This is a genomic window from Acidovorax soli (genome assembly GCF_014207955.1).
Classification (GTDB): Bacteria; Pseudomonadota; Gammaproteobacteria; order Burkholderiales; family Burkholderiaceae_C; genus Acidovorax; species Acidovorax soli_A.
On sequence record NZ_JACHLK010000003.1, the window covers coordinates 232,856 to 256,930 of the forward strand.

The window sequence follows — 24,075 nt, forward strand, 5'->3', positions numbered from 1 at the left end:
GGGTTTGCTGCGGAAGGTTTAGCAGGTACGCTTGACGGTTTGCGTCCCGACGCCCCGTTCGCAAAGATCCGTGGAAACAGCCCCTCCCCCTGATTCCCGCCTTCAGCCAAGGTCGGCCCACGTAGCCCCAAGGTCAGCGACAAAGCTGCCTTCAACGGCATCCTGCTCGTGCTGGAAACAGGCATTCCCTGGGAAAGCCTTCCTCAATCATTGGGGTGGGGCAGCGGCATGACCTGCTGGTGACGGCTCAGGGATTGGAGTGCTGCAGGCGTATTAGCCAAGTTGCACCAGGCAATGCTTGTGCGTCTGCGCCACCAGATTGAATGTGGCAATGAGAACCTGTGTGCTCGAGCCACCACCTGGGCTATCCGCACGGAGCGGACACGCCCCTGCACAGCACAGCCAGCGCAGTGGAACCCGCGGCGAGACGGTGCTGACCGAAGACGGTCCGTTGCAGATTGACGTTCCCCATGACCGGGATGCCAGAGACTACTCAGGGTTATCTATGACGCTCCCTCTCGCCTTTTGGCTCGTCAATCGCCTCAATGCGATAGCCCACCGACAGAAGCTGCACATCCCAGCGTTGCCGCACTTCTCCCCAAATCCCCTTGGGCAGAAACAGCGCGAACAGCAGGGCGATGGCACCCAGGCCGATGAGGTAGAGCACGCCCTGTCCGCCCCAGAAGGTCTCCACGGCAAAGAAAAGCAGCGCGCCGAGGATGGGGCCTTCCATGGTGCCTATCCCCCCCACCAGCACCATGAAGATCATGTAGGCCGTCCACTGCACGCTGAAATAGGTCTTGGGCTGAAAGCTGATCGACGTGGCCAGCCACAGTCCGCCCGCCAAGGCGCAGCCGAATGCCGACAGCACGAACACCAGCCGCTTGATGGCCATCACGCGCACGCCGATGGAGATGGCTGCCATCTCGTTGTCGCGAATGGCCTGGGCCGCCGTGCCCACCTTGCTGCGCAGGAGCAGGAACACGGCCCAGCACAGCCCGGCCATGGCGGCCAGCGCGGCCCAGTAGGTGTAGGCGCGACGATCGCCGGCTGCGTATTGCTGTAGCGCAATCATCGAAGTGCCGGTCTCCCCCTGCACCAGGCTGTCCAGGTTCACGCACAGGTGGGCGAGCGCGGCCAGCACCCACATACCGATGGCGAACTCGCCGCCCTGCAGGCGCAGCATGAACACCGCCAGCGGCACCGCGGCCAGGGCCACCAGTGCGGCACCCACCAGCAGCGCCGGGTACGGCCCCAGGCCCGCATCGGCCAGCCGGACCATCGCGTAGGCCCCGAGGCCAAAGAACGCCTGGTGGCCAATCGATACCAGCCCGGCGTAACCTGCCAACGCATTCCACATCACCGCCAGGATGACGTAGATGAAGAGCGTAGTGAGCCGGTCCACCGTGCCCGCCTGCAGCCACAGCGGCCCCAGAAACAGAATGGCCAGCAGTGGGATGGTCGCGCCCACAAAGACTCCCGATGCGCGGGTCCAGCGTTGGACAGTCCAGCTGGGGCCGAACGAATTCGAGGAAGATTCAAAACTCATGGGGGTACTCATGGTGTGACCTTGCGGCGGGCAGATAACAGCTTGCGCAGCGCGCCGCTCGCGTAGAGCCGCGCCAGCAGGATGGCGAGGAAGGTGGCGTGCCCGGCGATCAGGAAGCCCTGGGGATGCACCTGTGCCCCCAGGTTCTGCGCCACACCCAGCACCACGCCACCGAGGAGGGTGCCCCACAGCGATCCCGCGCCACCGATGATCACGGCTTCGAACGCGAAGATCAGCTGCTGTGGGCCCGAGAACGGATCGAAGGTAGCGCGCATGGCCAGCGAGGCCCCGGCGAGGGTGACCGTGACCATGGTGATGGCCGAAGCCGCCGCAAACACCGCGCCGGTGCGCACCCCCACCAGGCGCGCGGTGTCGGCGTCTTCGGATGCTGCGCGGATCTGCCGCCCGAGTGCCGTGTGCGCCAGCATCGCGTGCAACCCGCCCAGCAGGACTACAGCCAGCAGGAGCACCATCGCAGGCAACTGCCCCACGTACAAACCGCCGGGCAGCTCCCAGCTGTCGTACGCGAGCGTGCCGATGGACGTGGCCAGCGAACGCGTGTCGGCGCCGAAATGCTGGAACAGCCCGTTGTCGATCACACTGGCCAGGCCAAAGGTGGCCAGCAGGGGCACCAAGGCCCCCAGGCGCGCGCTGCGCTCCAGCACCAGGTAGTGCAGCACCCAACCCAGCAGCGCCATGGCCAGCAACACGGGCAGCAGGGCCAGCAACGGGTGCCAACCCATCGGCTCGGCCAACAGCCACAGCAGGTAGGCGGCCACCACGGCCAAGCTGCCGTGGGCCAGGTTGATGATGCGCATCACGCCATACATGAACGACAGCCCGCAAGCCAGCAAGGCGTAGTAGCCGCCGAGCAGCAGTCCCTGGATGATCTGGTTGAGAAGGTTCATGCGGCCTCCTGTTGGGCATGGCGGGGGGTGTTGGCTGCGGCGCTGTGCGTGCCGGGGGCACTCTCGGGCCGCTGTGCGCCAAAGTAATGCGCGGTGATCTGCGCTCGGGTGAGTTGGTCGGCGGGCGCATCGGTCACCACGCGGCCCTCCAGCATGCAGACGATGCGGCTCGCCACGCTCTGCACGCGCTGCAGGTCCTGCTCCACCAGCACCAGCGTCGTGCCTTGGCCCATCACGCCCCGCAGCGCGTCGTACACGCCCTGCACGGCCAGGGGCGACAGACCCAGCGACACCTCGTCGAGCAGCAGCAGGCGAGGGTTGGTCATGAGCGCGCGGCCGATCGCCACGGCCTGCTGCTGCCCGCCCGAGAGATCGCCGGCGCGCGCATCCAGCTTGGGGCGCAGTTGGGGGAAGGCGTCGAGCACCGTGTCAAGGCCCCACTGCCCGCGCCGCCCTGCCGCGCGTGCCACCAGCAGGTTCTCGCGCACTGTCATGCTGGCGAACAGGCGCCGCCCCTCGGGCACCAGCGCCAGACCCCGGGACACGCGTTGGTGGGCGGGCGCGCCGGTGATGTCTTCGCCGTCCCACCACACGGTGCCGCCGCTGGCGCGGTGAGCGCCGGCCAGCGTGCGCAACAACGTGGTCTTGCCCGCGCCGTTGGCTCCCACCAGGGCCAGGATTTCGCCCTGGTGCACGTGCAGCGACACATTACGCACGGCAGGCAGCTGCCCATGATGGGCATTCAAAGCCCCAATGCTCAACAGCGCACTCATGCAGCAACCCCACCCAGATACGCCTCGACCACGGTGGCGTCGGACAGCACCTCGTGGGGATCACCGCTGGCGATGACCCGGCCGCCGTCCATGCACACTAGGCGCGCGGCCACCTGCAGCAGCACATGCACAAGGTGCTCGATCCAGACGATGGCGATCTGCCGGCTGCGGATGGTGCGCACCATATCCACCAATTCGCTCGCCTCGGCATCGGTCAAGCCACCGCCAATCTCATCGAGCAGCAGCACGGTGGGCCCGGTGGCCAGCGCTCGCACCAGCTCCAGCCGCTTGCGGCCCAGCAGGCCCAGCGTTTCCGCGCGGCGGTTGACCAGCGCCTCCATGCCGCACAGGCGCAGCGCGTGCATGGCGCGGTCGCCCGCGTCGCGGGTATGCATGCCAGCGCCGTGCGTGGCTGCGGTCAGCACGTTCTCGAACACCGTCATGCCCAGAAAGGGGCGCGGCACCTGGTGGGTTCGCGCGATGCCTGAACGGCAGCGGTCCGCTGCGTTCCAGGCGCTAACATCCACACCCCGGAACCACACAGTCCCCTGGCTGGGAGCGTGCGCGCCGGCCAGCACGTTCAGCAGCGTGGTTTTTCCCGCGCCGTTGGGCCCGACGATGCCCACGGCCTCATTGGCGCCGACAGAAAAGTCCAGTTGGTCCAGCACCTTCAGGGCACCAAAGCGCATCTCGATGCCCTGAACCTGCAGCAGCGGCAGGGGCGGGCTTACTGGTTGTGGATGTGCCATGGTCGATCAGCTGTAGGACTTCAGGGCCGCCGCCACCGGGATGTTGCGGTCGTCCGCGTTCTCGGTGATGACGATGTCGAGCTTGAACTTGCTGCCTGGTGCGGGCTTGACCCACTGCGCGCCCACCACAGGCGTCACTGACACGTTGGGCACGGGGCCCTTGGCAAAGTCCACCGGCCCTTGCATGGTGGTGGCCTTGAGCGTGCTGATGGCGCGCGCCAGGGCCGCTTTGTCGCGCGGATTGGCGCTGGCCTTCAGCGCCTCGGTGCCCGCGTCGAACAGCGACATGGTGGAGCCCAGCATCTGCGTCCACTGCTTGCCGGTGCTGGCCTCGTAGGCATCGGCCAGCTGCACGCCCGTGAGCCCTGTGAGCGCCGAGGCGTAGGGGAAGCTTTTGTGCCAGAAGCACCCAGCCCCCAAGTTCAGCGCCAGCGGGCCTAGGGCCTCGACCTGCGAGGGCACAAGGCCGGTCTTGGCGATCTGCGCGATCTTCACCATGCGTGTGTAGCCCTGCTGGGCCGCCTGGCGCCAGAAGGTGGCGAAATCCGGCGGGATGGGGAAGGTGTTGAAGATCTCACAGCGCTCGGCCTTGAACTTGGCGATCTGGGCGGAATAGTCGGTGGTGCCGTTCTCATAGGGCCCCGCATCCACCACGGTGAACCCCGCCTTCGTCAGCTCGGGCGCCAGTGAGGCGCGGATGGCGTTGCCGTCGGCGTCGTTGGGGTAGAGCACGCCGATCTTCTTGTTGGTGGGCAGCAGGGAGAACTGAGACATGTAGGACTTGGCGAACCCGCCGCCACCGAACGAGAAGTGGTAGGTCCACTTAAAGGGCGACGGTGCGCCGGGCTTGGCGCCTCGGCCGAAGTACCAGGCCTCCCACGGCATCACGGTGGACAGGCAGGGCACGCCTGCAGCCTCGCACGCATCCGACACCGGGTTCACCGTTTCAGGCGTGGTGGTGGTGAGCATGAGGTCGATCTTGTCGTTGTTGATCAACGCCTTGGCGAGCTGGCTGGCGCGGGCGGGGTCTGACTGGGTGTCACGGTCCAGGATTTCCACGGCGTATTTCACGCCGCCGATGCTCAGGCCGGCCGCCAGGGCCTTGCGCACCTGGGCCAGGATGAAGGTGTCGGTCTCACCCAACGCGCCCAGCGGGCCGGTGCGGGGGCTGATGAAGCCCACCCTGAGAACGAGCGCGGCGGCCGCAGCCTGGGCCCACAGCGGGCCGGCGCCCAGCGCAAGGCTGCTGGCACCCGCGGCCGCGATCAGGCCACGGCGTGAGATGGGGAGGGCCGCCGACTGTTCGACTTCTGCGGTGGCCACGGTGGATTCAGGGGTGTTGGTTTTCATGATGGATGCTTCTGGTGATCGATCGCGGGGTTCAGAAAGGGATGGTGGTCTTGAGCCAGAACTGCGAACCCTGTGCGCGGTTGCGCACGCCGAACTCCTTCTCGACCTTGGCGGTGATGAGCCAGCCCTTGCCGTTGGCATAGCGCACCGAAGGTCCGATGGACTGGCTGCGCCCACGCGATCCCGCTACCGCCACGCCGCCCACCTGGTCGTCGCTCCACTGGCGGTAGACATAGCCGCCCACGCCCACGACCCAGCCGTTGCCCAGGCCCCAGCCGGCGGCGTAGTCCACGATGAATTCGCGGCCCGAGCGGTAGTTGGTATCGCTGTTGGTGCGGTTGAAGTTGAGTGTGGCCTTCACGTCGCCATTGAAGCCGCTCGGGTCCATCCAGGTCAGTACGCCCAGGGGCTGCAGCGACAGGTAGTTGCGGCCGATGTTGGCCTGGCGCGTGCGGTCGTACGCCCCGGTGGGCAGCACGGCATCGAGGCCCACCACGCTGTGCAGCTGCGGCGAGTGGTGCCATGCAATGGCGCCGCCCACGGTCACGTCGCCCAGGCCGGTGCGCGAATCGCTCGCGCCGCCGGCACGCACCGACAGGTCCACCAGAGGGAGGATGGCGTGCGCGGTCACGTGGCCGCCCAGCGCCTCCTGGGGCGTGACCCAGATCAGGCGCGTGGCCGCGGCCGCCGCACGCACCTTGAAGCCGGGGATGGGCAGTGCGTTGCCCGCGCCATCGTTCACACGGGTGGTGGTGTAGTAGTTCAGGTACTCCAGCACGTACAGCCCGGGTGGCGGCGCTGCGCCAGCCGTGAAGTTCTCGGTGCCCAGCGGGTAGGTGGAGCCTCCGCCTTCGGTGGCAAAAGCCGCCGTGGACAGGGCGCCGGCCAGGGCCAGCACTGCCAGGCGGGAAGCTGTCTTTGTTTTCTGTGGTGTCGTCATGTTGTCTCCTTGTTGAGGTTGGTTTTTTTCGGTTGCAGGTTTCGGGTTTCAGGGAAATCGACCATGGCGTCGGGCCAACGGTCCATGGCTTACGGCGCCATGAGCTCGGGCACCTCGATCCAGGTGGGGGTGGCGATGTACCAGTGGCCTTGCTGCAGCTTGAGTGGCAAGGCCGTGCGGTTGGGGTTGTGGGTGCGGCGCTCGCCGATCTCGAAAGGCATCCCCAGCAGGGGATGGCTGGTGGGCGGCATCTGCTGGAGCGCGCGCGTCACCGTCTCCCGGTTGATGGGGCTCTCGATCTGGCGCATGGCGCGCACCAGCATCTGGGCGGCCACATAGCCACCTTGTGACAGCGAACTCAGGGGCAGCCGGGCCTCCTGCATCAACCGCCGCCAGTCCTGCGAGGGCAGCGAGCGGCTCTTCCACGGCTCGAACTCGGCCATCACGTAAACGCTGCCTCCATCGCGCGTCGCCAGCGCACGCGCCACGCGGTCGGTGTAGGCCGGTGTCAGGTAGATCCAAGTCATGCCATGCACGCCCTGGGCTAGCGCAGCTTCGCTCCATCGCAGCACAGCAGCTTCGTGCCCCGTAAAGATCACTGCGTCGCATCCCTGTGCCTTCACCGACTGCAACAGCGGTGCGGGATCCTGCTCAGGCCCCAGGGTCTGCAGCGGCGGCACCTCTATCGCCTTGATCTTGGCCAGGCGGTCTAGGGCTTGGCGGTAGCCCTCCACCATGCCCGGCAGGTCGAGCACCACGGCGCACAGACGGCTGCTGCGCAGCGTGTGGCGGGCGAACAGCACCGCACTGGCCAGGCCCACATAGGGCCCGTTGTTGAGGGGTACCACGTGCGATGCGGTAAAGCAGGACGGAGAGACCGAGGCGCCTTGCAGCGACATCAGCCTGCCCGCCTCATAACGGGCCGCATTGACCGCACAGTCCATCAGCCCCGAGCTCCCCGCCAGCGCCACCACCTCGGGATCGTTGATGAGCTTGCCTGCGGCAGCAGCAGCAGCGGCAGACGAGCTCCCCTCGTCGAGCGAGAAGTACTCGATGCGCCGCCCCCGGATGCCGCCGGTGGCATTGACCGCGTCCAGGTAGGCCTTGGCAGCCTGCGAGGACTCTGGGAAGGTGTAAGGCCCGCTCAGAGCGCTCACCGCGCCCACTTTGATGGGCTTGTTGGCACCCGGTTGTGCATGGGCCACTGGCAAAGACAGCAGGAGTAGCGGCAAAAGCTGCAGCACACGCCGCAGGGCGTGGAAGCGCCACGGCGGTACCCTGCTCCCTACGGCGCGCAGGCTCGCGCCCCGGCCTGCGCCGGCGGGTTGTGGTGTCATGGGGTCAGTCCTTGGGGATGCTGAGGCGACGCGACCTCAGGCCGTGCTGCTGCGCTGGCGCGCCGCGATGAAACGTGCAGCCTGTTCCAGCGACGCCAGGGCTTCATCGAGCGCAGGAGCAAACAGCTGCCAGCAGTGCACCATTCCCTCCCACACGGTGCATTCGGTCTCCACGCCCGCCGCTTTCAGGCGCGCGGCCATGGACCCCGCGTCGTCGCGCAACCGCTCCCAGCCACCCACCTGCAGTTGCACGGGTGGCAGTCCCTGCAGGTCGGCGCCGTAAAACGGGGTGACCAGAGGCGAACGCACGTCGCCGCCTGGCACGTACATCGCGTTGAAGAACCCCATCAGTTCGCGCGTGATGAACGGATCGTCCACTGTGTGGTGAGACTCACCTTCGGATGCCAGGTCCAGTGCCGGCGACAAGGCCACGATGGCTGCGGGCAGGGGTAGCCCCTGGTCGCGCGCGCGCACGGCTGTGGAAAGGGCCAGGTTGCCACCCGCAGAGTCGCCCATCAACGCTATGGCCGACGCAGCGTAGCCGTTGGCCAGCGCCCACTGGTAGGCGGCCAACGCATCGTCGTGCGCGGCGGGCGCCGGGTGTTCCGGTGCCAGGCGATAGTCGACGTTGAGCACCTGCGCCCCGCTGAACTGCGCCAGGTATGAGCACAGTGCCCGGTGCGAGGCCAGCGAGCCAAACACAAAGCCGCCTGCGTGGTAGTAGATGATGAGCCGATCCGGGTCGGCCTGCGGCGTGCTCAGCAACTCCGCCGCCATGGTGCCGCCCGCCCCGTTGGGGATGTGCAGCGTCTGGATGGGAAGTCCCTGGGCCAGCGGCATCTGTGAATTGCCTGCGTCAAACCACGCGCGCAATTGCGCGGGGCTGCCTCCCGCTGGAGGAGGATTCTGGGCGGCCATTTGCAAGATGGCCTGGAGTTGCTGGGCGGACATGTGCAAGTCCCCCACTCAGATATAGGTCGATGCCAGCCCGCCGTCCACGGGCAGGTTGATGCCGCTCACCCAGCGCGCGGCGTCGCTGCACAGGAAGGCGATCACCGGCGCCACCTCGTCGCTGAAGGCCGGACGCTTCATGCGGTGCGCATCCTTCTCCACGCGCTCCTGGCCCAGCATCTGCACGAAGTCGCCCAGGATGGGGGTGAACACAGGCCCGGGGGCCACGCAGTTCATGCGCACGCCGCGCTCCAGGAAGATCTTTTGCGACTGGGTGGCGGTCCAGACGATCAGTGCCTCCTTGAAGTACTGGTAGCAGGTCTCCTGCGCCACGGGGTGGGCGGCCAGCCACTTCGCGCCCTCATCGAAGCTGGTCGTGGCGCCCAGATCGCGGTGTGGCTCCAGCCGCGCAGGCCATTCGGCCCCGAGGATGGATGCGATGTTGACGATGGAGCCGCCCTCGGGCATGCGCTCCAGCACGCGCTGCGTGAAGTGGCGCAGTCCCAGGTAGTTCACGCGGCCCACCAGCTCGGCGGGTGCGGTGCCAGGCACGCCTGCGATGTTGGCCAGGGCATCCACCTGCGGGGGGAGCTGCGCCACGGCCGCGTCGATGGCGGCGGGGTCACCCAGGTCCACCTGCACAAAGCCGTCCAGGGTGAGCGTGGGGGCGTTACGGTCCACGCCGATCACGCGGGCGCCCTGCAGGCGCGCCAGTTTGGCAAAGTCTGCGCCGATGCCCGAGCAGCAGCCGGTGACGACGATGGTCTTGTTATGCAGTGTCATGAAAGTTGTCTCCTGATTTTTTGTGGGTACAAGCCTCGGTGCGGCCAAGCCGCACGAGGGCTTGCGAGTTCAGAACGGAAATGCGGGCGGCGCGTCTTTGACCGTGATCCATTGCCACTGCGTGTACTCGTCGATGTCCGCAGGACCGCCCACACTGCCCCCGTTGCCGCCTACGCCGGGGCCGCCAAAGGGGTTGGTGCATTCGTCGTTCACCGTCTGGTCATTGATGTGGACCATGCCCGCGCGCAGTCGCTGGCCGATGGCCATCGCGCGGCCCACGCTGGGGCTGATGACGGCCGCAGCCAGGCCCCCCTGGCTGGTGTTGGCCAGTTGCACTGCCTCGTCATCGGTGCGGAAGGTGACGAGGTTGGCCACCGGGCCAAAGGGCTCTTCGTCAAACGAACGAATGCCGGGCTTGACGCCCGAGAGCACCGTGGGCTTGTAGCAAAGGCCGTCGTAGGAGCCACCTGCTTCGAGCTTGGCGCCCTGCGCCACGCTGTCCTGGATCACCTTGTCAAAACGCTGCAGCTGCTTGGCGTCGATCATCGGCCCCATGGCCACCTGGCCGCTGGCGCCATCGCCCACCGGCAGGTGCGTGGCCTTGCCCACCAGGCGCTGCAGGATGGCATCGGCAATCGACTCGTGCACCAGGATGCGGTTGGCGGCCATGCAGATCTGGCCCTGGTGGAACCAGGCGCCAAAGGCGGCGGCGCTGGCTGCCGCATCCGGGTCGGCGTCCTCCAGGATGATGAGGTTGTTGGCTCCGCCCAGCTCCAGCGATACTTTCTTGAGATGCTGTCCTGCGAGCGCGCCAATGCGGCGGCCCACGACGGGCGAGCCGGTGAAGGCGATCATGGGAACACGTTCGTCTACCACCAGTGCTTCGCCCGCCTCGGCATCGCCCGGCAGCACCTGCAGCAGGCCCTTGGGAAGGCCTGCCTCTTCGAACACCCGGGCCATGATGAAGCCGCCGCTGACCGGGGTGCGTGTATCGGGCTTGAGAACCACCGCATTGCCCAGCGCCAGCGCCGGGGCCACCGAGCGCAGGCCCAGGATGAGCGGGAAGTTGAACGGCGAGATCACGCCCACCACGCCGTGCGGCACGCGCCGGGCGATGGACAAGCGGCCGGGCGTGCTGGGCAGCACCTGGCCTTGTGCCTGCATGGGGAGGGCTGCGGCCAGGTGGCACAAGGTGACGGCCTCGCGCACCTCGTGCTGGCCCTTGGGCACGATGCCGCCGGTTTCGCGGGCAATGGCCAAGGCCAGTTCATCGAAGTGTTGCTCGAAGATGCTGGCCGCACGGTGGAAGACCGCCGCACGCTCGCGGGGACCCAGCGCAGCCCAGGCGGCCTGCGCCTGCTGCGCCCGGCCAACGGCGGCCTGCATGTCGGCAGCACTGGCAATGCCCACACGGCTAAACAACTGACCCGTGGCGGGCTCGGCCACATCGCGCGCCGTGCTGAGCGCGGTAGACCACGCGCCATCAAAGGCCTTGCCCGCCCACAGGCGGTTGTCCAGCAGGCCTGGTTTTTCTGAAACACCCATTGCATTGCTCCTTGGTTGAAATCAAACCCACCGCATCGCAGCGGCGGTGTGACCTGAAATTGCAACGGGCGTACCAGCCCCACCGTCCAGCACGCCGGAAAACGCCGTAATCGGGGGCTTTTTGAGAGAGAGCGCTACGGACTTTCCCTAGGCCAAAACATGGCTGGCATGGGCGACTTTTAGCAGGCAAATAGTTACCATTAATAAGCAATTTGCACGCGGCAAATTGCTCAAATGATCACTTTTTGATGAATATCAGATCAAACGCGAGGATCACCATGCCCAGACAGCGCGTCTCCCTGGCCGACCTGAACCGCACCGCCACCCGCCAGGCTGGCATGCCGGGCCTTGCCGCTGAACCTGAGGCGCTAGGAGGGTTCGACACTGTGGGCGTGAGCCAGCACGCCCACCCCACGGTGGCCGATATCAGCGAATGCCTATTCTTCTCGCCCGGCGACGGTCGCATCTGGATGCAGGACCAGCGCATGATCTTGCTGCACTCCGAGGCCCTGGGATCGCTGCGGCGCGAGCTGATCGACAGCATCGGCCTGGACAAGGCACGAGGTCTGCTCACGCGCGCGGGCTACGTGAGCGGTGCGCGCGACGCACGCTTGGTTCGCCAGCAGTGGCCAAACGCCGAACCGACGGCCGCCGCCATCGCCGGCACTCGGTTGCACGCCCTGGAGGGCGTGGTGCAAGTGGAGGTAGTGCATGCCCGCTACAACGCTGACACCGGCGCGTACGAGGGCGAATTCCTGTGGCACAACTCCAGCGAGGACGACGAGCACATCGCGGCCTACGGCGTAGGCGGATCGCCAGCGTGCTGGATGCAGGTGGGCTATGCCACCGGCTACGTGAGCACCTTGTTCGGCCGCATGATCGTGTTCCGCGAGGTGGAATGCCGCTCGTCCGGCGCCGCTCACTGCCGCGTGGTGGGCAAGTCGGCAGAACTGTGGGAAGACCCCGAGCAGGACCTGTTCTTTCTGAACGCACAGGACTTTGTGGGCGCGCCCCCCGCGTCGCTCGTCGATGGGGTCCAAGGCAAGGCACGCACCAGTTACTTGGGTGTACCCCCAGGTAAAAAGGCTCTGCACACCACTGCCCAGGTCGCCGAGCCTACGGCGCACGCCACCATGGTCGGCGCTTCATCGGCCTTCAACGCCGCCTGTCACATGCTGCAGCGCGTGGCCCCCACCGCGGCCACCGTGCTGTTCACCGGCGAGTCCGGCGTGGGCAAGGAGATGTTCGCCAGCATGCTCCACCGCATCAGCCCACGCAAAGAGCAGCCCTTTGTGGCCATCAACTGCGCGGCCATCCCGGAGACGCTGGTCGAGTCCGAGCTGTTCGGCGTGGAGCGTGGCGCCTATACCGGCGCAGGTACATCGCGCCCTGGTCGGTTCGAGCGCGCGCACGGCGGCACGCTCTTCCTTGATGAAATCGGCACGCTGAGCCTGGTGGCACAGGGGAAGCTGCTGCGCGCGCTGCAAGAGGGTGAGGTGGAGCGCGTGGGCGGCACACGTACCGTGCGCGTGGACGTGCGCCTGGTGGCCGCCACCAACGTGGATCTGCGCCAGGCCGTGCGCGAAGGTACTTTCCGCGAAGACCTGTTCTACCGCCTGAACGTTTTTCCGATCCATCTGCCCCCGCTGCGCGACCGGCGCGACGACATCCCGCTCTTGATGAGCCACTTCCTGGCCCACTACCAGCGCAAACATCAGCGGCAGGTGCCAGGATTCAGTCAGGCGGCGGTGAAGGCGATGTTCCACTACCCATTCCCGGGCAACATCCGCGAGTTGCAGAACCTGATCGAGCGCAGCGTGATTCTGGCGACCGATGGCGAGCCAATTGAGCCACACCACTTGTTTGCGGGGGGCGAGCAGCCCAACTCGGGCGTGATGTCACTTCACCTGAATCCGAACAGCACGGCGACGCTGCATGGGGTGGGGCAAGCGCAGTACAGCCCAGAAGTGAGTGCGCCATTGACGGTAGGATCTTCCCAGGCTCCTGTCACTGCGTTGGCGGTTACACCGCTGCACCAGGCCGAGGAGCAACTGTTGCGGCAAGCGCTGCACAGCGCCGGGGGCAACGTAGCCTCGGCGGCGCGGCTCCTCGGGATCAGCAGGGCGACCATAGCCTATCGACTGCGAAAGCACGGCATCAAGTCTCGATGACGGAATCTCCACTCAAACATCACGACTGAGCATCACCTAAGTTGCACGACAGTTCAGGTTTCACCTCGGTAGGAAATGCACATTCCCAAGCTGCCCATCAAGATGAGCTGATCGCCATCGACACGCGCCCATGTGAATCCTACAAGGTACCCGTTCAGTTGTCTCCCGGATCTAGCTCTGAGCGAGGCCGGAACTGGGGCAGCCTTGTAGCGCCCCAATCTCTAACAGCTCTGAGCTGAATTCAGAGCGGCTAACGCGACCTTTCAACAAACCGCGAGCAGATGATGGCTGCGGCCAGTTTCAGAAACGCGTGGTGTTTTACCCAAAAGGCGTAGTCGTCAGCGATCGCGCAGCGATTCCAGCAGCGCCGCGCCGAATGGCAGCGAGCCCAGGTTGGTCTGCCCGCCGTCGATGGCAATGACGGTGCCATGGATGTAGGGCGCCGCGCCGCTGCACAGGAACAGCGCTAGGTCGGCGATCTCGTCGGCATCGGCCGCGCGCGCCATCGGGATGCCCGCCAGCACGTGCGCCCAGCTCGTGTCGCCTTCGGGCGCCAGGCGCCGCATGCCCTCGGTGTTGGCCACCGGGCCGGGCGCGATGGCGTTGCAGCGCACGCCCCGCGCCGCCCACTCGATGGACAGCGTGCGTACCAGCATGTCGATGCCCGCCTTGGCCGCGCACACGTGCGCCTGCGCGGCCATGGGCATCACAGACTGCACGGCGGAAATCGCCAGCAGGTTGGCGCGTCCCGCGCGCAGCAGTGTCAGCGCCGCGCGGAAGGTGTTCCAGGTGCCCACCAGGTCGATATCCACCACCGTCTTGAAGCCGTTGGAGGAGATGTTCTCGGCCTCGGCCACGAAGTTGCCCGCTGCCCCGGCAACGCAGATGTCCACCGGCCCGAAATTAGCGTGCGCCTGGCCGAACGAGGTGGCCAGCACATCGAAGTCGCGCACGTCCGCCGAAAAGCCGCGCGCCTGCCCGCCCGCGGCGCGGATGGCCTCTGCGGCGCCCTCGGCGCGTTCCAGGCTGCGCCCCACGATGGATACCGCCGCCCCCTGCGCCGCGAAGCGCTCGGCGATGCGCCGGTTGATGCCGCTGCCGCCGCCCGTGATGAGCGCGTGCTGGCCGCGCAGCAAGCCGTCCTTGAATACGTCCGCCATGGTGAAAAAGTCTCCTTGGTTCTGTGAAATCAATGCGCCGCATCCTTGTGGCGCAGGCAATAGGCCAGCGCAGCCGCACCGATGAGGGTGCCCTGCAGCATCAGCTTGCCCGGCTCGCCCAGGCCCAGGCTGGTGAGGAAGTTGAAGAGAAAGACCAGCATGAAAGCCGCCACCGCCGGGCCCAGCATGCCGCCCCGGCCGCTGCCGAAATTGATGCCGCCCAGGATGGACGCAGCCAACGCGTTGAGCGCCAGGTCCGCCCCCAGCTTGACGTTGCCCACGCCCACGAAGCCCAGCAGCATCAGGCCGCTCGCCGCCGACATCACGCCCGACACGACATGCGCGATGAACACCACGCGCAGGTGCGGCAGCCCCGACAGCCCGGCGGCGCGCGGATTGGCGCCCACGGCGTCGAGCACGCGGCCGAACGCGCTGCGGCGCAGCAGCAGGACCACGGGCACCAAGGCGGCGATCCAGAGGATGAGGACCAGTGGTACGCCGGCCACGCGGGCGCGGCCCATCTCGCGCAGGATCTCGGGCGCATCGCCCACCGCATGGAACTGGCTCAAGGCGATCACTGTGCCGGAGAGAATCATCGACACCGCCAGCGTCACAATCACCGCCGAGGCCCGCACGCGCACGATGAGGAAGCCGTTGAACGCGCCCACCAGCGCCCCAAACAGCACGCACAGCAGCAGCGCGAGGGGCCAGGGCAGCGGCATCACGCCGCTGGTCAGCAAGTAGGACACCACGGCGATGACACCGCCCGACGAGAGGTCGAGCGAGCGGCAGCGCATGACCAACGATTGCCCGATGGCCGCGAAGCCCAGCGGCGCCGCCTGGCGCAGGATGAGCAGCAGCAAGAAGGGCGACAGCAGGTTGGGCCGCAGCGCGGCGGCGCTGGCCAGCAGCACGGCAGTGCCCAAGTAGGCGGGCGGTAGCGCCAGCATGAAGGACGCGGCACGGTAAAGAACGGTACGAGACATGGCTTTACTCACATTCCCACGATGCGCCTGCGCTGCAGGCTCACGGCCGCAAGCAGCAGCGCACCGGTCAGCACGCCACGCATGAACGGAGACACGCCAAACAGGTTCAGGCCGTTGGTCATCAGCCCCAGGCTCAGCACCCCGGCCACCACGCCCGCCACGCTGCCGACGCCGCCTGTCAACTGCACGCCGCCCAGCGCCACGGCGGCCACGGACTCCAGCGCGTAGGACGCGCCCAACGCCGGGTCGCCCGCCGACACGCGCGCGGCCAGAAACAGCCCCGCCCACGCCGCTGCCACCGAGCACCACACATAGGCGCCCACCACCACGGCCTGCACGCGCACGCCGTTCAGGTAGGCGCTGCGCGGGTGGCCGCCCACGGCGAACAGGTGCGCGCCAAAGCGCGTGCGGCGCAACACCAGGCTGGCCACCAAAGCCGCCGCCGCGCACCACAGCAGCGGCGCAGGAATGCCCGCCACTTGGCTCGTGGCCGCGGCCCCCAGATGGAGTGCGATGGTGCCGCCCGGAATCGGCAGCACCACGTAGGCCAGTCCCTGCAGGAAGGTGGCCGTGCTCAGCGTCATCACCAGCGGGTGCACGCCCGCCAGCGCCACGCCCAGGCCGTTGACCAAACCCACGGTAACGCCCAGCGACGTGGCCAAGGCCACCGCCGCCAGCGGGTTGGCCTGCGTGGCGGCAATGGCGGAGGCCAGGCTCATCACCGAGCCCACCGACAGGTCGATGCCCGCCACCAGCGTGACGAACAACTGGCCCAGGGCGACGATGAGCAGCGCGCCGATCTGGCCGCTGAAGTTCAGCAGGTTCTGGGGTGAGCGGAAGTCGGCCTGCGTGGCCGCCAGCAGCAGCACCAGCACGATGGGAAGGCCCACGGTGTAGCGCGAGAGGCCCGTGCGGGCCGGTGTATTTGTCTTCATGCGGTGGCCTTGGAAATGGATTCGCTGCGCAGCGCGTGGCCCAGCAATTGTTCTTCGGTCGCGCCATGGGCAGGCAGATCGGCCACGATGGCGCCACCGCGCACGACCAGGATGCGGTCGCACATACCGATGAGTTCAGGCAAGTCGCCCGAGACGGCCAGGATGGCGCCGCCCTCCGCCGTGAAGCGGCGCAGCAGTTCGTAGATCTCGGCTTTGGCGCCCACGTCCACGCCGCGCGTGGGCTGCTCGACCAGCAGCACCTGCACGTCCGCCGCCAGCCAACGGCCCAGCATGGCCTTTTGCTGGTTGCCGCCCGAGAGCGAGCCCACGGGCTGGGCAGGCGGCGTGCGCAGGCCCATGCGCTCAGCCAGGCGGCGCACCAGTGCGGGGTCGCGCGGCGCGCGGCGCCACAGTGCGGTCTGGCGCAGCGGGCCGAGCCAGATGTTGTCCTCGATGGAGAGGTCGAGGTACAGCCCCTCGCCCTTGCGGTCCTCGGGCAGTAGCGCAATGCCATGGCGCACGGCGGCCTCCACGCTACCGGGCGGGATGGCGGCGGTGGCCGCATGCACCTCGCCGCCATCGCGCGGCAGCTCTCCGGCCAGCATGCGTAGGATCTCGCGCTGGCCTTGGCCTTCCAGCCCGGCGATGCCCAGGATTTCGCCCCGGTGCAGCGTGAACGACACGGCGGGGCCGTGCGGCGTGGCCGCAAGGCACTCCACCCGCAGCGCGGGCAGATCGAGGATGCTGGCGGGGCGTTCGGGGAACAGTGCCTCCAGCTCGCGCCCCACCATCAGCGCCACCAGGCCCTCCTGCGTGAGCGCCTCGATAGGCTGCGTGGCCACATGCGCGCCGTCCTTGAGCACGGTGACGGTGTCGCAGAAGCGGAAGATTTCCTCCAGCCGGTGGCTGATGTAGAAGACCAGCTTGCCCTGTCCCTTCAGCGCCCGCAACAGGCCCTCCAATTTATCTACCTCCGTGCGGTTGAGCGGCGCGGTGGGCTCGTCGAAGATGAATACGTCGGCCTCGGAGTGCAGGCCCTTGGCGATCTCCAGCAGCTGCTGCTCGCCCACAGTGAGCGTGCCGCACAGCCGGTCGGGGTCGAGCGCGATGCCGGTGTGCTCCAGCACCTGCACGGCCTCGCGCCGCAGGGCTCGCAGGTCGAGCAGGCCGCCGCGCGTCAGCTCGCGCCCCAGACACAGGTTCTCGGCCACCGTGAGGTTGGGCAGGATGGTGAGTTCCTGGAACACGGTGGAGATGCCCGCGCGGCGCGCCCTGGCGGGCGTACCCAGGGCGGCAGAGCGGCCCTTGAGCAGGATCTCGCCGCCGTCGGGCACGTGCACGCCGGCCAGCAGCTTCATCAGCGTCGATTTACCCGCGCCGTTCTCGCCCGTGACGGCATGGATCGAACCAGGCCAGCCCGCCAGGCTGACCCCCTTGAGCGCGGCGTTCTGGCCGAACGACTTGCTCACGCCCCGCAGTTCCACCAGGGGCTGGCGCTCCTTGCTCGCCATGGCTTACTTGGTACGGTAGGTTTCCACGATCTTCGCCTCCGGCAGCGCGGTCGGCATCCAGTAGGAGTCGTTCAGCTCGGGGCGGTAGAACTTGTCGAGCTGGTCGCGCGCAATCGGCGTGGGCATCGAGAAGTAAGAACGGTACAGCGGCTCGCCCTTGAGCAGCGCGCTGGACGCGCGCACCACCGCCGTGCCCAGGCCCGGCGTGACAATGGGCGCCACGGTCTTGACGCCTGCGTTCTTCCACACGCGCAGGAAGCCGTTGTTGGCCTCACCGGTCATGGGCACCAGGGGCTTGCCGGTCTCCTTGAACACGTCGATGCAGGCGCGCGTCATCTCAGCGCCCGAGAACCAGATGCCATCCCCCTGCTGACCCGAGAGCACGAGGTTCTCGCAAATCTGCTTGGACTTGGCGTAGTTCCAGTCGCCAAACACTTCGTTGGTGATCTTGAGGTTGCTGCCTTCGATGGCTTTCTTCAGCCCGTCGTAGCGCTGCTGCTCTTCATCCACGCCCGCAATGCCGCGAAACACCCACAGGTTGCCCTTGCCGCCCAGTTCCTTGCGCAAGAACTCGCCGCCCTGCTGGCCGAAGATGCGCCCGCCCGCCCAGATCTCGGTGGTGGACGGTACGGTGCGGCCATACGAGCCCAGCGTGACCACGGGGATGCCCGCCTTGGCGGCCTTCTCGATTAGCGGCGCGCCGACTGCCTGCGAGATGGGGCCAATGATGAGCAGGTCCACCTTCTTGGTCATCAGGTCTTCCACGTCGGCCACCTGCTTGGCGGGCTGCCAGTTGGCCTCGGTGAAGAGAAACTCACCGATGTTCTTGTCCTGCGCGGCGGCGTGGCGCATCTCGGCGATGAGCTGCACGATCCAGCTGTTGCCCATGCCCGCCCACGAGACGCCGATGCGCCAGGGGCCCGCCTTCCTGTACTGGCCGGGCTTGGTCTGTTCGGCCGTGGTGGCCGTGAGCAGACCGGCGGGCAGCAGCTCGACGTCGGCGGCGTGCGCGACCTGGGCGCCGGCAAGGCCTGCCAGCGCCAGCATGGCAAAGGTTTTCTTCCAGTGGAATCGGAATGCGGTCATGTTGGTGTCTCCTGTGTTGAGTAAAGAAAAAAAAGGCGAACAGGGGCCGACGCGCGGCCCTTGGGGCAGCTCGGCAGGCAGGGATGGAAAGAGAAAGGGAGCGCCCCGTTCAGGGCGCGGGCAATAGCGCGGCGTCAGCCAACAGCGCGCCGTATCCACACGGCGAGGTTGGCGATCACCTCTTCGCGGTTGGTCTCGTTGAACACCTCGTGGCGCGCGCCGCCATAGACGTGCGTGGACAGGTCGCTGAAACCAGCAGCCCGCAGCCGCTGCACGAGCGGGTCGAACCACGCCAGGTTCGCGTTGACAGGATCATGATCGCCGGTGAAGAGAAATAGAGGCAGGTTCTTGCGCACGGCGGCATACACCGCCGTATCGGCCGTGCAGTTGCCCACTTCGAAGAGGGAGAACAGCGACGGCAGCGTGAGCGGCGTGCCGCACAGAGGGTCGGCGAGGAAGGCCGCGGGCACGGCCGGGTCGCGGCTCAGCCAGTCGGCGGGCGTGGCGGGGTTGGGGCCGGTGCTGGCGTTGGCCGTCTCAGGCGTCCAGCCCGAAGTGCGCACGTCTAGCATCTCCAGCGCCGCAGTTCCCGACAGCGCCAGCGCGTCCAGCAGGGCCGAATGCTCGATCAGATAGACCTGCGCCGCCATGGAGCCCATGCTGTGCGCCACCATGGTCACTGGCAGGCCGGGGTGGCGCTCGCGCAAGGCGCGCGTGACGGTTGCCATGTCGTCAACCAGCGCCGCAAAGCCACGCGTTCCGAAATCGCCCGCCGTGCCCGCATCAAACGCCGACTGACCGTGGCCCCGGTGTTCGCTGCCATACACAGCGTAGCCTTGCACGGCCAACGCCTGGGCTACATGGCGGTAGCGGCGGATGTGCTCGGACATGCCGTGCACCAGTTGCACCACGCCACGCGGCACGGCCGGGGTGGCCCAGGCGTAGCACTCTATGGCGCGACCATCGGCAGCGGAAACGCTGAAGCGCGTTTCGTTGGTGTTCGTTGAGGTCATATGTCTCCTTCGGTTTTTTTCGTTGACCAGCGGATGGATGGTAGATCGCGCCGTTACGCACGGTCAGCCGGAAAATTCTCTCCAGAGCGAGGGAATTTTCTGCATGCCATCAGTTCCTCCCAGCGTACTGAACGCGTGAAAAATGGGCTCCAGTGCTTGATGGCAAAGCGCGATTAGCTATCTTTTTGATGCGATGCTTGGAGCAGCTCAGCGCAATAGCTGTCCTTCGCTGCCGAGCACTGTGAAGTCCACATAGCGAGAGCCCTGGCGCTCGGTTCTGGAGTAGCGCACCACGAAGCCACCCAGGTCCAGCGTTCCCAGCTGCTCCAGTGCAGCAGCTACGCGGCCCGGCGCGCTGCTGTCCGAGCGCCGCAAGGCCTCTATCAGCACCTTGGCACCGATGAAGGCCTCGAACCCCGGATAGCTGGGCGCCGCATCCATCGGGCCGTAGGTGGCCAGCAGGGCGCGGTACTCGCGTACCAGCGGCCTGGAGCCCACGTGCGGAGAAGGAACGACCTGCGCAAAGCCCATGCCGCGCACCACCGCGCTGCCCGCCAGGGCCAGCACCTGCTGGTGGTCGACCCGCGAGAAGGCCAGCAGGTGGGCCGACTCACCGCTGGCGCGCCAGGCCTTGGCGAACCTGGCCACCGCCGACGCGGGCGCCATGAGCACGATGGCCTGCGGCCGGAGGGACCGCAGCAGCTGCATGGCCGGGTCCACCGCCCCGTCCTGCCCGGTCACGGTTTCGGCCGCGCCCGCCAGGGAGAACCGCTTGCGCGCCAGCGCCGCGCGCAGGACCGCGAGCGCATCCCGCCCCTCCGCGCTGGCCGCGTGCAACATGGCGACACGGACCGCGCCCAGTGTGGCCAGGTGCTCCACGAGCTGATCGGCCTCCTCCTCCAGGCCCGCGCGTACATGGAACAGCTGCGGATGCCCGAGACTGCGCAAGGCCCTGTCCCCGGTCACCGCCCCCAGCAGCGGCACGCCCGACGGCGCCAGCAACCTGTGCTCCAGGACTGCCTGCACCCCCTGGGCCTGCGGGTAGCCCATGAGTGCGGACGCCCGCTCGTCCTGCACCAGCTGCCGGGTGTTGCGCACGGTGGCCTGCGGCCCGGGGGCGTCGTCGAGCACCACGTGGCGAATGCGTGCCCCCTGGATGCCGCCCGTGGCGTTCACATGTGCGAATAGCACGTCCGCCCCCAGCCTCAGTTGCCGACCCAACAGCGCGTTCTCGCCTGTGAGCGGTAGTGACTGGCCAACGACGAGCTCCGCCGCGGGGGCCGCGCCTGCGGCCTGGGCCCAGCACAGGCCCAGGGTGAGCGCCCATCGGCGCCAAGGAAATTGCTCCACGGAAGTCTCCTGCATTTTGTCAGGCGCGATCCTGGCCTCGCCTGCCGCCACCGTCTGCGGGATGTTTCCGTCTCGCCTGCCAGATCTTTCCGCCTGACGGGCCAGGCCACGGTGTGGACTTTTCCGGCATGCCGTGCAGAAATTTCCGGCAGGCAAGCCGCCCTCGCGTGCCTACGCTCCAGTCATTCTCAAAAAAAGGAGACAAGCGTGAAGAACACCGATGGCCGCGTGATAGAGCGCACCCCGTCCGCCTACAACTACCCGCTGCTGATCAAGCAGTTGCTGCACACACCGCTGGCCAATGCCCCCGACCAGGAGATCGTCTACCGCGACCTCTCGCGCTACACCTACCGCGGCTTCGCGCAGCGGGTGGCACAGCAGGCCCACATGCTCGCAGCCCTGGGGGTCGAGGCGGGCGATGTAGTGGCGGTCATGGACTGGGACAGCCACCGCTACCTGGAGAGCTATTTCGCCGTGCCCATGATGGGTGCGGCGCTGATGACGGTGAACATCCGCCTGTCCAACGACCAGATCGCCTACGCACTGGACCATAGCGGCGCCAGCACGCTGCTGGTGCATGCGGATTTCCTTCCCGTGCTGGAAGCCATCCATCCACGCCTGACACAGCTCAAGCACATCGTGCTGCTGCAGGATGCGCTGCCCGCGCAGACCCCGCTTGAGGTCGCGGGAGAGTACGAGGCGCTGATGGCGGCGCAGCCCACGGCCTTCGCGTTCCGCGACTTCGACGAGGACACGCTGGCCACCACCTTCTACACCACCGGCACCACGGGCCTGCCCAAGGCGGTGTACTTCAGCCACCGGCAGATCGTGTTGCACACCCTGGCCGCGGCAGCGGGCCTGGGCGCCAGCGCGCAGGACCAGCGCTTTCACCGGGGCGATGTGTACATGCCGCTCACACCGATGTTCCACGTGCACGCCTGGGGCCTGCCCTTCGTGGCCACACTACTCGGCGTCAAGCAGGTCTATCCGGGCCGCTACCGGCCGGAACACATCGTCGATCTGGTGCAGCGCGAAGGCGTGAGCTTCTCTCATGGCGTGCCCACCGTGCTGCAGATGGTGCTGGCCGCTGCCAGGGGGCGCCGGTTCGAGGGCTGGAAGATCGTCTCGGGCGGCTCGGTCATGCCGCCGCACCTGTGCCAGGAAGCGCTTGCGCAGGGCATCGACATCTTCACGGGCTATGGCATGTCGGAAACCTGCCCGCTGCTCACGCTGGCGCAGCGCCCGGCGCACGAAGGGCAGGCGGTTGGCGAGGACTTCCGCCTGGCGGCGGGCTGGAGCATTCCCCTGGTCGATCTGCGCGTGGTGGACGAGTCCCTGCGCGAGCTGCCGCGCGACGGCGCCGCTGTGGGCGAGGTGGTAGCGCGCGCACCCTGGCTCACCCAGGGCTACCGCGGCAACGCCGAGGCCTCCGAAGCCCTGTGGCGCGGCGGCTACCTGCACACCCAGGACATGGGCCGTAGGGACGCCACAGGCTTCCTGCGGCTCGTGGACCGCATCAAGGACGTGATCAAAACCGGCGGAGAGTGGGTTTCCTCGCTGGATCTCGAGCAACTCCTGGCGGCCCACCCCGGAGTGGCCGAAGCGGCCGTCGTGGCCGCGCCCTGCGAGCGCTGGGGCGAACGGCCGATTGCCGTGGTCGTGCGCCGGCCCGGCAACGACAGCGCGACCGAGCAGGTGCTGCGCGGCATGGTGCTGGAGCAGGCCGCCAAGGGCCTGCTGCCCCGGTACGCGGTGCCCGATCGCATCCACTTCGTCGATGCGATCGACAAGACCAGCGTGGGCAAGTTCGACAAGAAGCTGCTGCGCCAGAAATTCGGGGCCGAGCCCGCCAGCGCACTGGCCTGAACACCATTCCTCCGCTGGATCTCCTGCGCCAGCGGAACCACCCAGGGCCTGCGACAGGCAGGCCCTGCAGGCTTCACCACCGTTCTGTTCAAACACAAAAACACATCCCGCCAGGGGAAGGAGACAACACGCCATGATTTCTCGCATCGCACTGCCCGCAGCACTCCTGCTTGCCAGCACCACTGCCTTCGCACAGTCCGGCCTCACGCTCTCGGGCCGTGTCGACCTCAACGTAGGCAAGGATATCGGGGCCGGGCAGAAACGCATGGGCACAGGCTCCATGAGCTACCTGGCATTCGCCGGCACCGAAGACCTGGGCGGTGGCCTGCTGGCCAGCTTCAAGCTCTCCACCCGCATCAACGCCGACAACGGCACCACAAACGCGCCCGGGGCCTTCCTCAACTCGCCCGCCGGCACCTACTGGTCGCAGGAGTCGTCCGTGGGCCTGCGCGGCGGCTGGGGCGCCCTCACACTGGGCCGCCAGATGACGGCGGCGCTGCTGCCGCAGATCCTCGTGGACCCCTGGTTCTGGGACAACACCACCAATGGCTTCACCGCCAGCACGGGGAACATCGGCAACCTCTGGTACAACGACGCGGCGACCTATGCCTATGACGCGGGAGCGTTTTCGCTGGTGGCGCAGATCGCCGCCAAGGACGCCAACCCCGGCTGGTCGGGCACGCCCAGGAAGACGCCGTATTCGTTCGCCCTGGGGTATGCGCCCGGACCATGGCAGCTGCGGTTCGGCTACGAAAAGCCGGCCGACGGGCGCTCCAGACTGGCCACACTGTTCGGTGGCTACAACTTTGGGGCGCTCACGCTCCATGCCATGGTGGCGGGGGGCACGGACCATGCCGACGCCAGCGTGCGCACCTGGGCCGTGTCATCGGTGATCCCCGCAGGGAGCGGTCAGTTCCGCGCCAGTTTCGGGCACTACAAGCGCGCGGACGTGGTGGGCTCGCAAAAGCTGGCGCTGGGCTACCACCATTACCTGTCCAAGCGCACCAGCGTCTACACCACGTTTGCGCACGACAGCAAGGCAGCCGCGCAAAGGAATGGTTACGAGGTCGGCCTGCAGCACACATTCTGACCACAGACATGTGCCAAGCAAT

At 67.3% G+C, this 24,075-nt stretch carries 20 protein-coding genes and 1 pseudogene; 4 read left to right on the plus strand and 17 right to left on the minus strand.

Annotation, left to right across the window (positions count from 1 at the left end; genetic code table 11):
- Positions 1–44: 44 nt before the first annotated feature.
- Positions 45–312: pseudogene (locus HNP48_RS09810) on the plus strand (transposase); the annotation flags it as partial.
- A gap of 187 nt (positions 313–499) precedes the next feature.
- Here the strand turns inward: HNP48_RS09810 and HNP48_RS09815 are convergent.
- The 10 genes from HNP48_RS09815 to HNP48_RS09860 all read right to left on the minus strand — a co-directional run bounded on the left by HNP48_RS09815 (position 500) and on the right by HNP48_RS09860 (position 10,885).
- Positions 500–1,549, minus strand: coding sequence for a branched-chain amino acid ABC transporter permease (locus tag HNP48_RS09815; RefSeq protein WP_184856731.1), 1,050 nt, complete (start codon positions 1,547–1,549; stop codon positions 500–502).
- Between the two features lie 8 nt (positions 1,550–1,557).
- Complete coding sequence (locus tag HNP48_RS09820; RefSeq protein WP_184856732.1) at positions 1,558–2,457, minus strand: branched-chain amino acid ABC transporter permease; 900 nt, start codon at positions 2,455–2,457, stop codon at positions 1,558–1,560.
- Entirely contained in the window at positions 2,454–3,203 is a 750-nt protein-coding gene (locus tag HNP48_RS09825; RefSeq protein ID WP_260420179.1) for an ABC transporter ATP-binding protein, read from the minus strand. Before HNP48_RS09825 ends, HNP48_RS09820 begins: the two co-directional genes overlap by 4 nt.
- A gap of 23 nt (positions 3,204–3,226) precedes the next feature.
- Positions 3,227–3,979 (minus strand): ABC transporter ATP-binding protein, encoded by a 753-nt coding sequence (locus HNP48_RS09830; protein ID WP_184856734.1) that lies wholly within the window; start codon positions 3,977–3,979, stop codon positions 3,227–3,229.
- A gap of 6 nt (positions 3,980–3,985) precedes the next feature.
- Positions 3,986–5,329 carry an ABC transporter substrate-binding protein gene (locus HNP48_RS09835; RefSeq protein WP_221480160.1) on the minus strand — a complete coding sequence of 448 codons (1,344 nt, stop codon included), beginning with the start codon at positions 5,327–5,329 and terminating at the stop codon, positions 3,986–3,988.
- Positions 5,330–5,360: 31 nt separating this feature from the next.
- The gene (locus HNP48_RS09840; RefSeq protein ID WP_184856735.1) at positions 5,361–6,269 is read right to left on the minus strand and encodes a transporter; all 909 of its coding nucleotides are present in this window, start codon (positions 6,267–6,269) and stop codon (positions 5,361–5,363) included.
- An 89-nt stretch (positions 6,270–6,358) separates the two neighbouring features.
- Positions 6,359–7,606, minus strand: a complete 1,248-nt coding sequence (locus HNP48_RS09845) for an ABC transporter substrate-binding protein (RefSeq protein ID WP_184856736.1) — start codon at positions 7,604–7,606, stop codon at positions 6,359–6,361.
- A 36-nt stretch (positions 7,607–7,642) separates the two neighbouring features.
- The gene (locus tag HNP48_RS09850) at positions 7,643–8,446 is read right to left on the minus strand and encodes an alpha/beta hydrolase (protein WP_260420180.1); all 804 of its coding nucleotides are present in this window, start codon (positions 8,444–8,446) and stop codon (positions 7,643–7,645) included.
- A 126-nt stretch (positions 8,447–8,572) separates the two neighbouring features.
- Positions 8,573–9,340: a coniferyl-alcohol dehydrogenase gene (locus HNP48_RS09855; RefSeq protein WP_184856738.1), complete on the minus strand. Its 768-nt coding sequence runs from the start codon at positions 9,338–9,340 to the stop codon at positions 8,573–8,575.
- Between the two features lie 69 nt (positions 9,341–9,409).
- Positions 9,410–10,885: a benzaldehyde dehydrogenase gene (locus HNP48_RS09860; RefSeq protein WP_184856739.1), complete on the minus strand. Its 1,476-nt coding sequence runs from the start codon at positions 10,883–10,885 to the stop codon at positions 9,410–9,412.
- Positions 10,886–11,163: 278 nt separating this feature from the next.
- Here HNP48_RS09860 and HNP48_RS09865 point away from each other — a divergent pair, with 278 nt between their 5' ends.
- Entirely contained in the window at positions 11,164–13,056 is a 1,893-nt protein-coding gene (locus HNP48_RS09865) for a sigma-54-dependent Fis family transcriptional regulator (RefSeq protein ID WP_184856740.1), read from the plus strand.
- A 338-nt stretch (positions 13,057–13,394) separates the two neighbouring features.
- On the opposite strand, the gene HNP48_RS09870 is transcribed toward HNP48_RS09865, so the two are convergent.
- From HNP48_RS09870 to HNP48_RS09900, 7 genes are all read right to left on the minus strand, one after another.
- Complete coding sequence (locus tag HNP48_RS09870) at positions 13,395–14,216, minus strand: SDR family oxidoreductase (RefSeq protein ID WP_184856741.1); 822 nt, start codon at positions 14,214–14,216, stop codon at positions 13,395–13,397.
- A gap of 29 nt (positions 14,217–14,245) precedes the next feature.
- Positions 14,246–15,202, minus strand: coding sequence for an ABC transporter permease (locus HNP48_RS09875; RefSeq protein ID WP_184856742.1), 957 nt, complete (start codon positions 15,200–15,202; stop codon positions 14,246–14,248).
- Positions 15,203–15,210: 8 nt separating this feature from the next.
- Complete coding sequence (locus HNP48_RS09880; RefSeq protein ID WP_184856743.1) at positions 15,211–16,137, minus strand: ABC transporter permease; 927 nt, start codon at positions 16,135–16,137, stop codon at positions 15,211–15,213.
- Positions 16,134–17,648: a sugar ABC transporter ATP-binding protein gene (locus HNP48_RS09885; RefSeq protein WP_184856744.1), complete on the minus strand. Its 1,515-nt coding sequence runs from the start codon at positions 17,646–17,648 to the stop codon at positions 16,134–16,136. Before HNP48_RS09885 ends, HNP48_RS09880 begins: the two co-directional genes overlap by 4 nt.
- Positions 17,649–17,651: 3 nt before the next feature.
- Entirely contained in the window at positions 17,652–18,734 is a 1,083-nt protein-coding gene (locus HNP48_RS09890; protein WP_184856745.1) for an ABC transporter substrate-binding protein, read from the minus strand.
- 134 nt (positions 18,735–18,868) lie between these two features.
- Positions 18,869–19,747, minus strand: a complete 879-nt coding sequence (locus HNP48_RS09895) for an alpha/beta fold hydrolase (protein WP_184856746.1) — start codon at positions 19,745–19,747, stop codon at positions 18,869–18,871.
- A gap of 207 nt (positions 19,748–19,954) precedes the next feature.
- Positions 19,955–21,097, minus strand: a complete 1,143-nt coding sequence (locus HNP48_RS09900) for an ABC transporter substrate-binding protein (protein WP_184856747.1) — start codon at positions 21,095–21,097, stop codon at positions 19,955–19,957.
- 207 nt (positions 21,098–21,304) lie between these two features.
- On the opposite strand from HNP48_RS09900, the gene HNP48_RS09905 reads away from it, so the two are divergent.
- Complete coding sequence (locus HNP48_RS09905; protein ID WP_311773820.1) at positions 21,305–22,963, plus strand: long-chain-fatty-acid--CoA ligase; 1,659 nt, start codon at positions 21,305–21,307, stop codon at positions 22,961–22,963.
- A 133-nt stretch (positions 22,964–23,096) separates the two neighbouring features.
- Complete coding sequence (locus tag HNP48_RS09910) at positions 23,097–24,053, plus strand: porin (RefSeq protein WP_184856748.1); 957 nt, start codon at positions 23,097–23,099, stop codon at positions 24,051–24,053.
- The last annotated feature ends 22 nt before the right edge of the window (positions 24,054–24,075 follow it).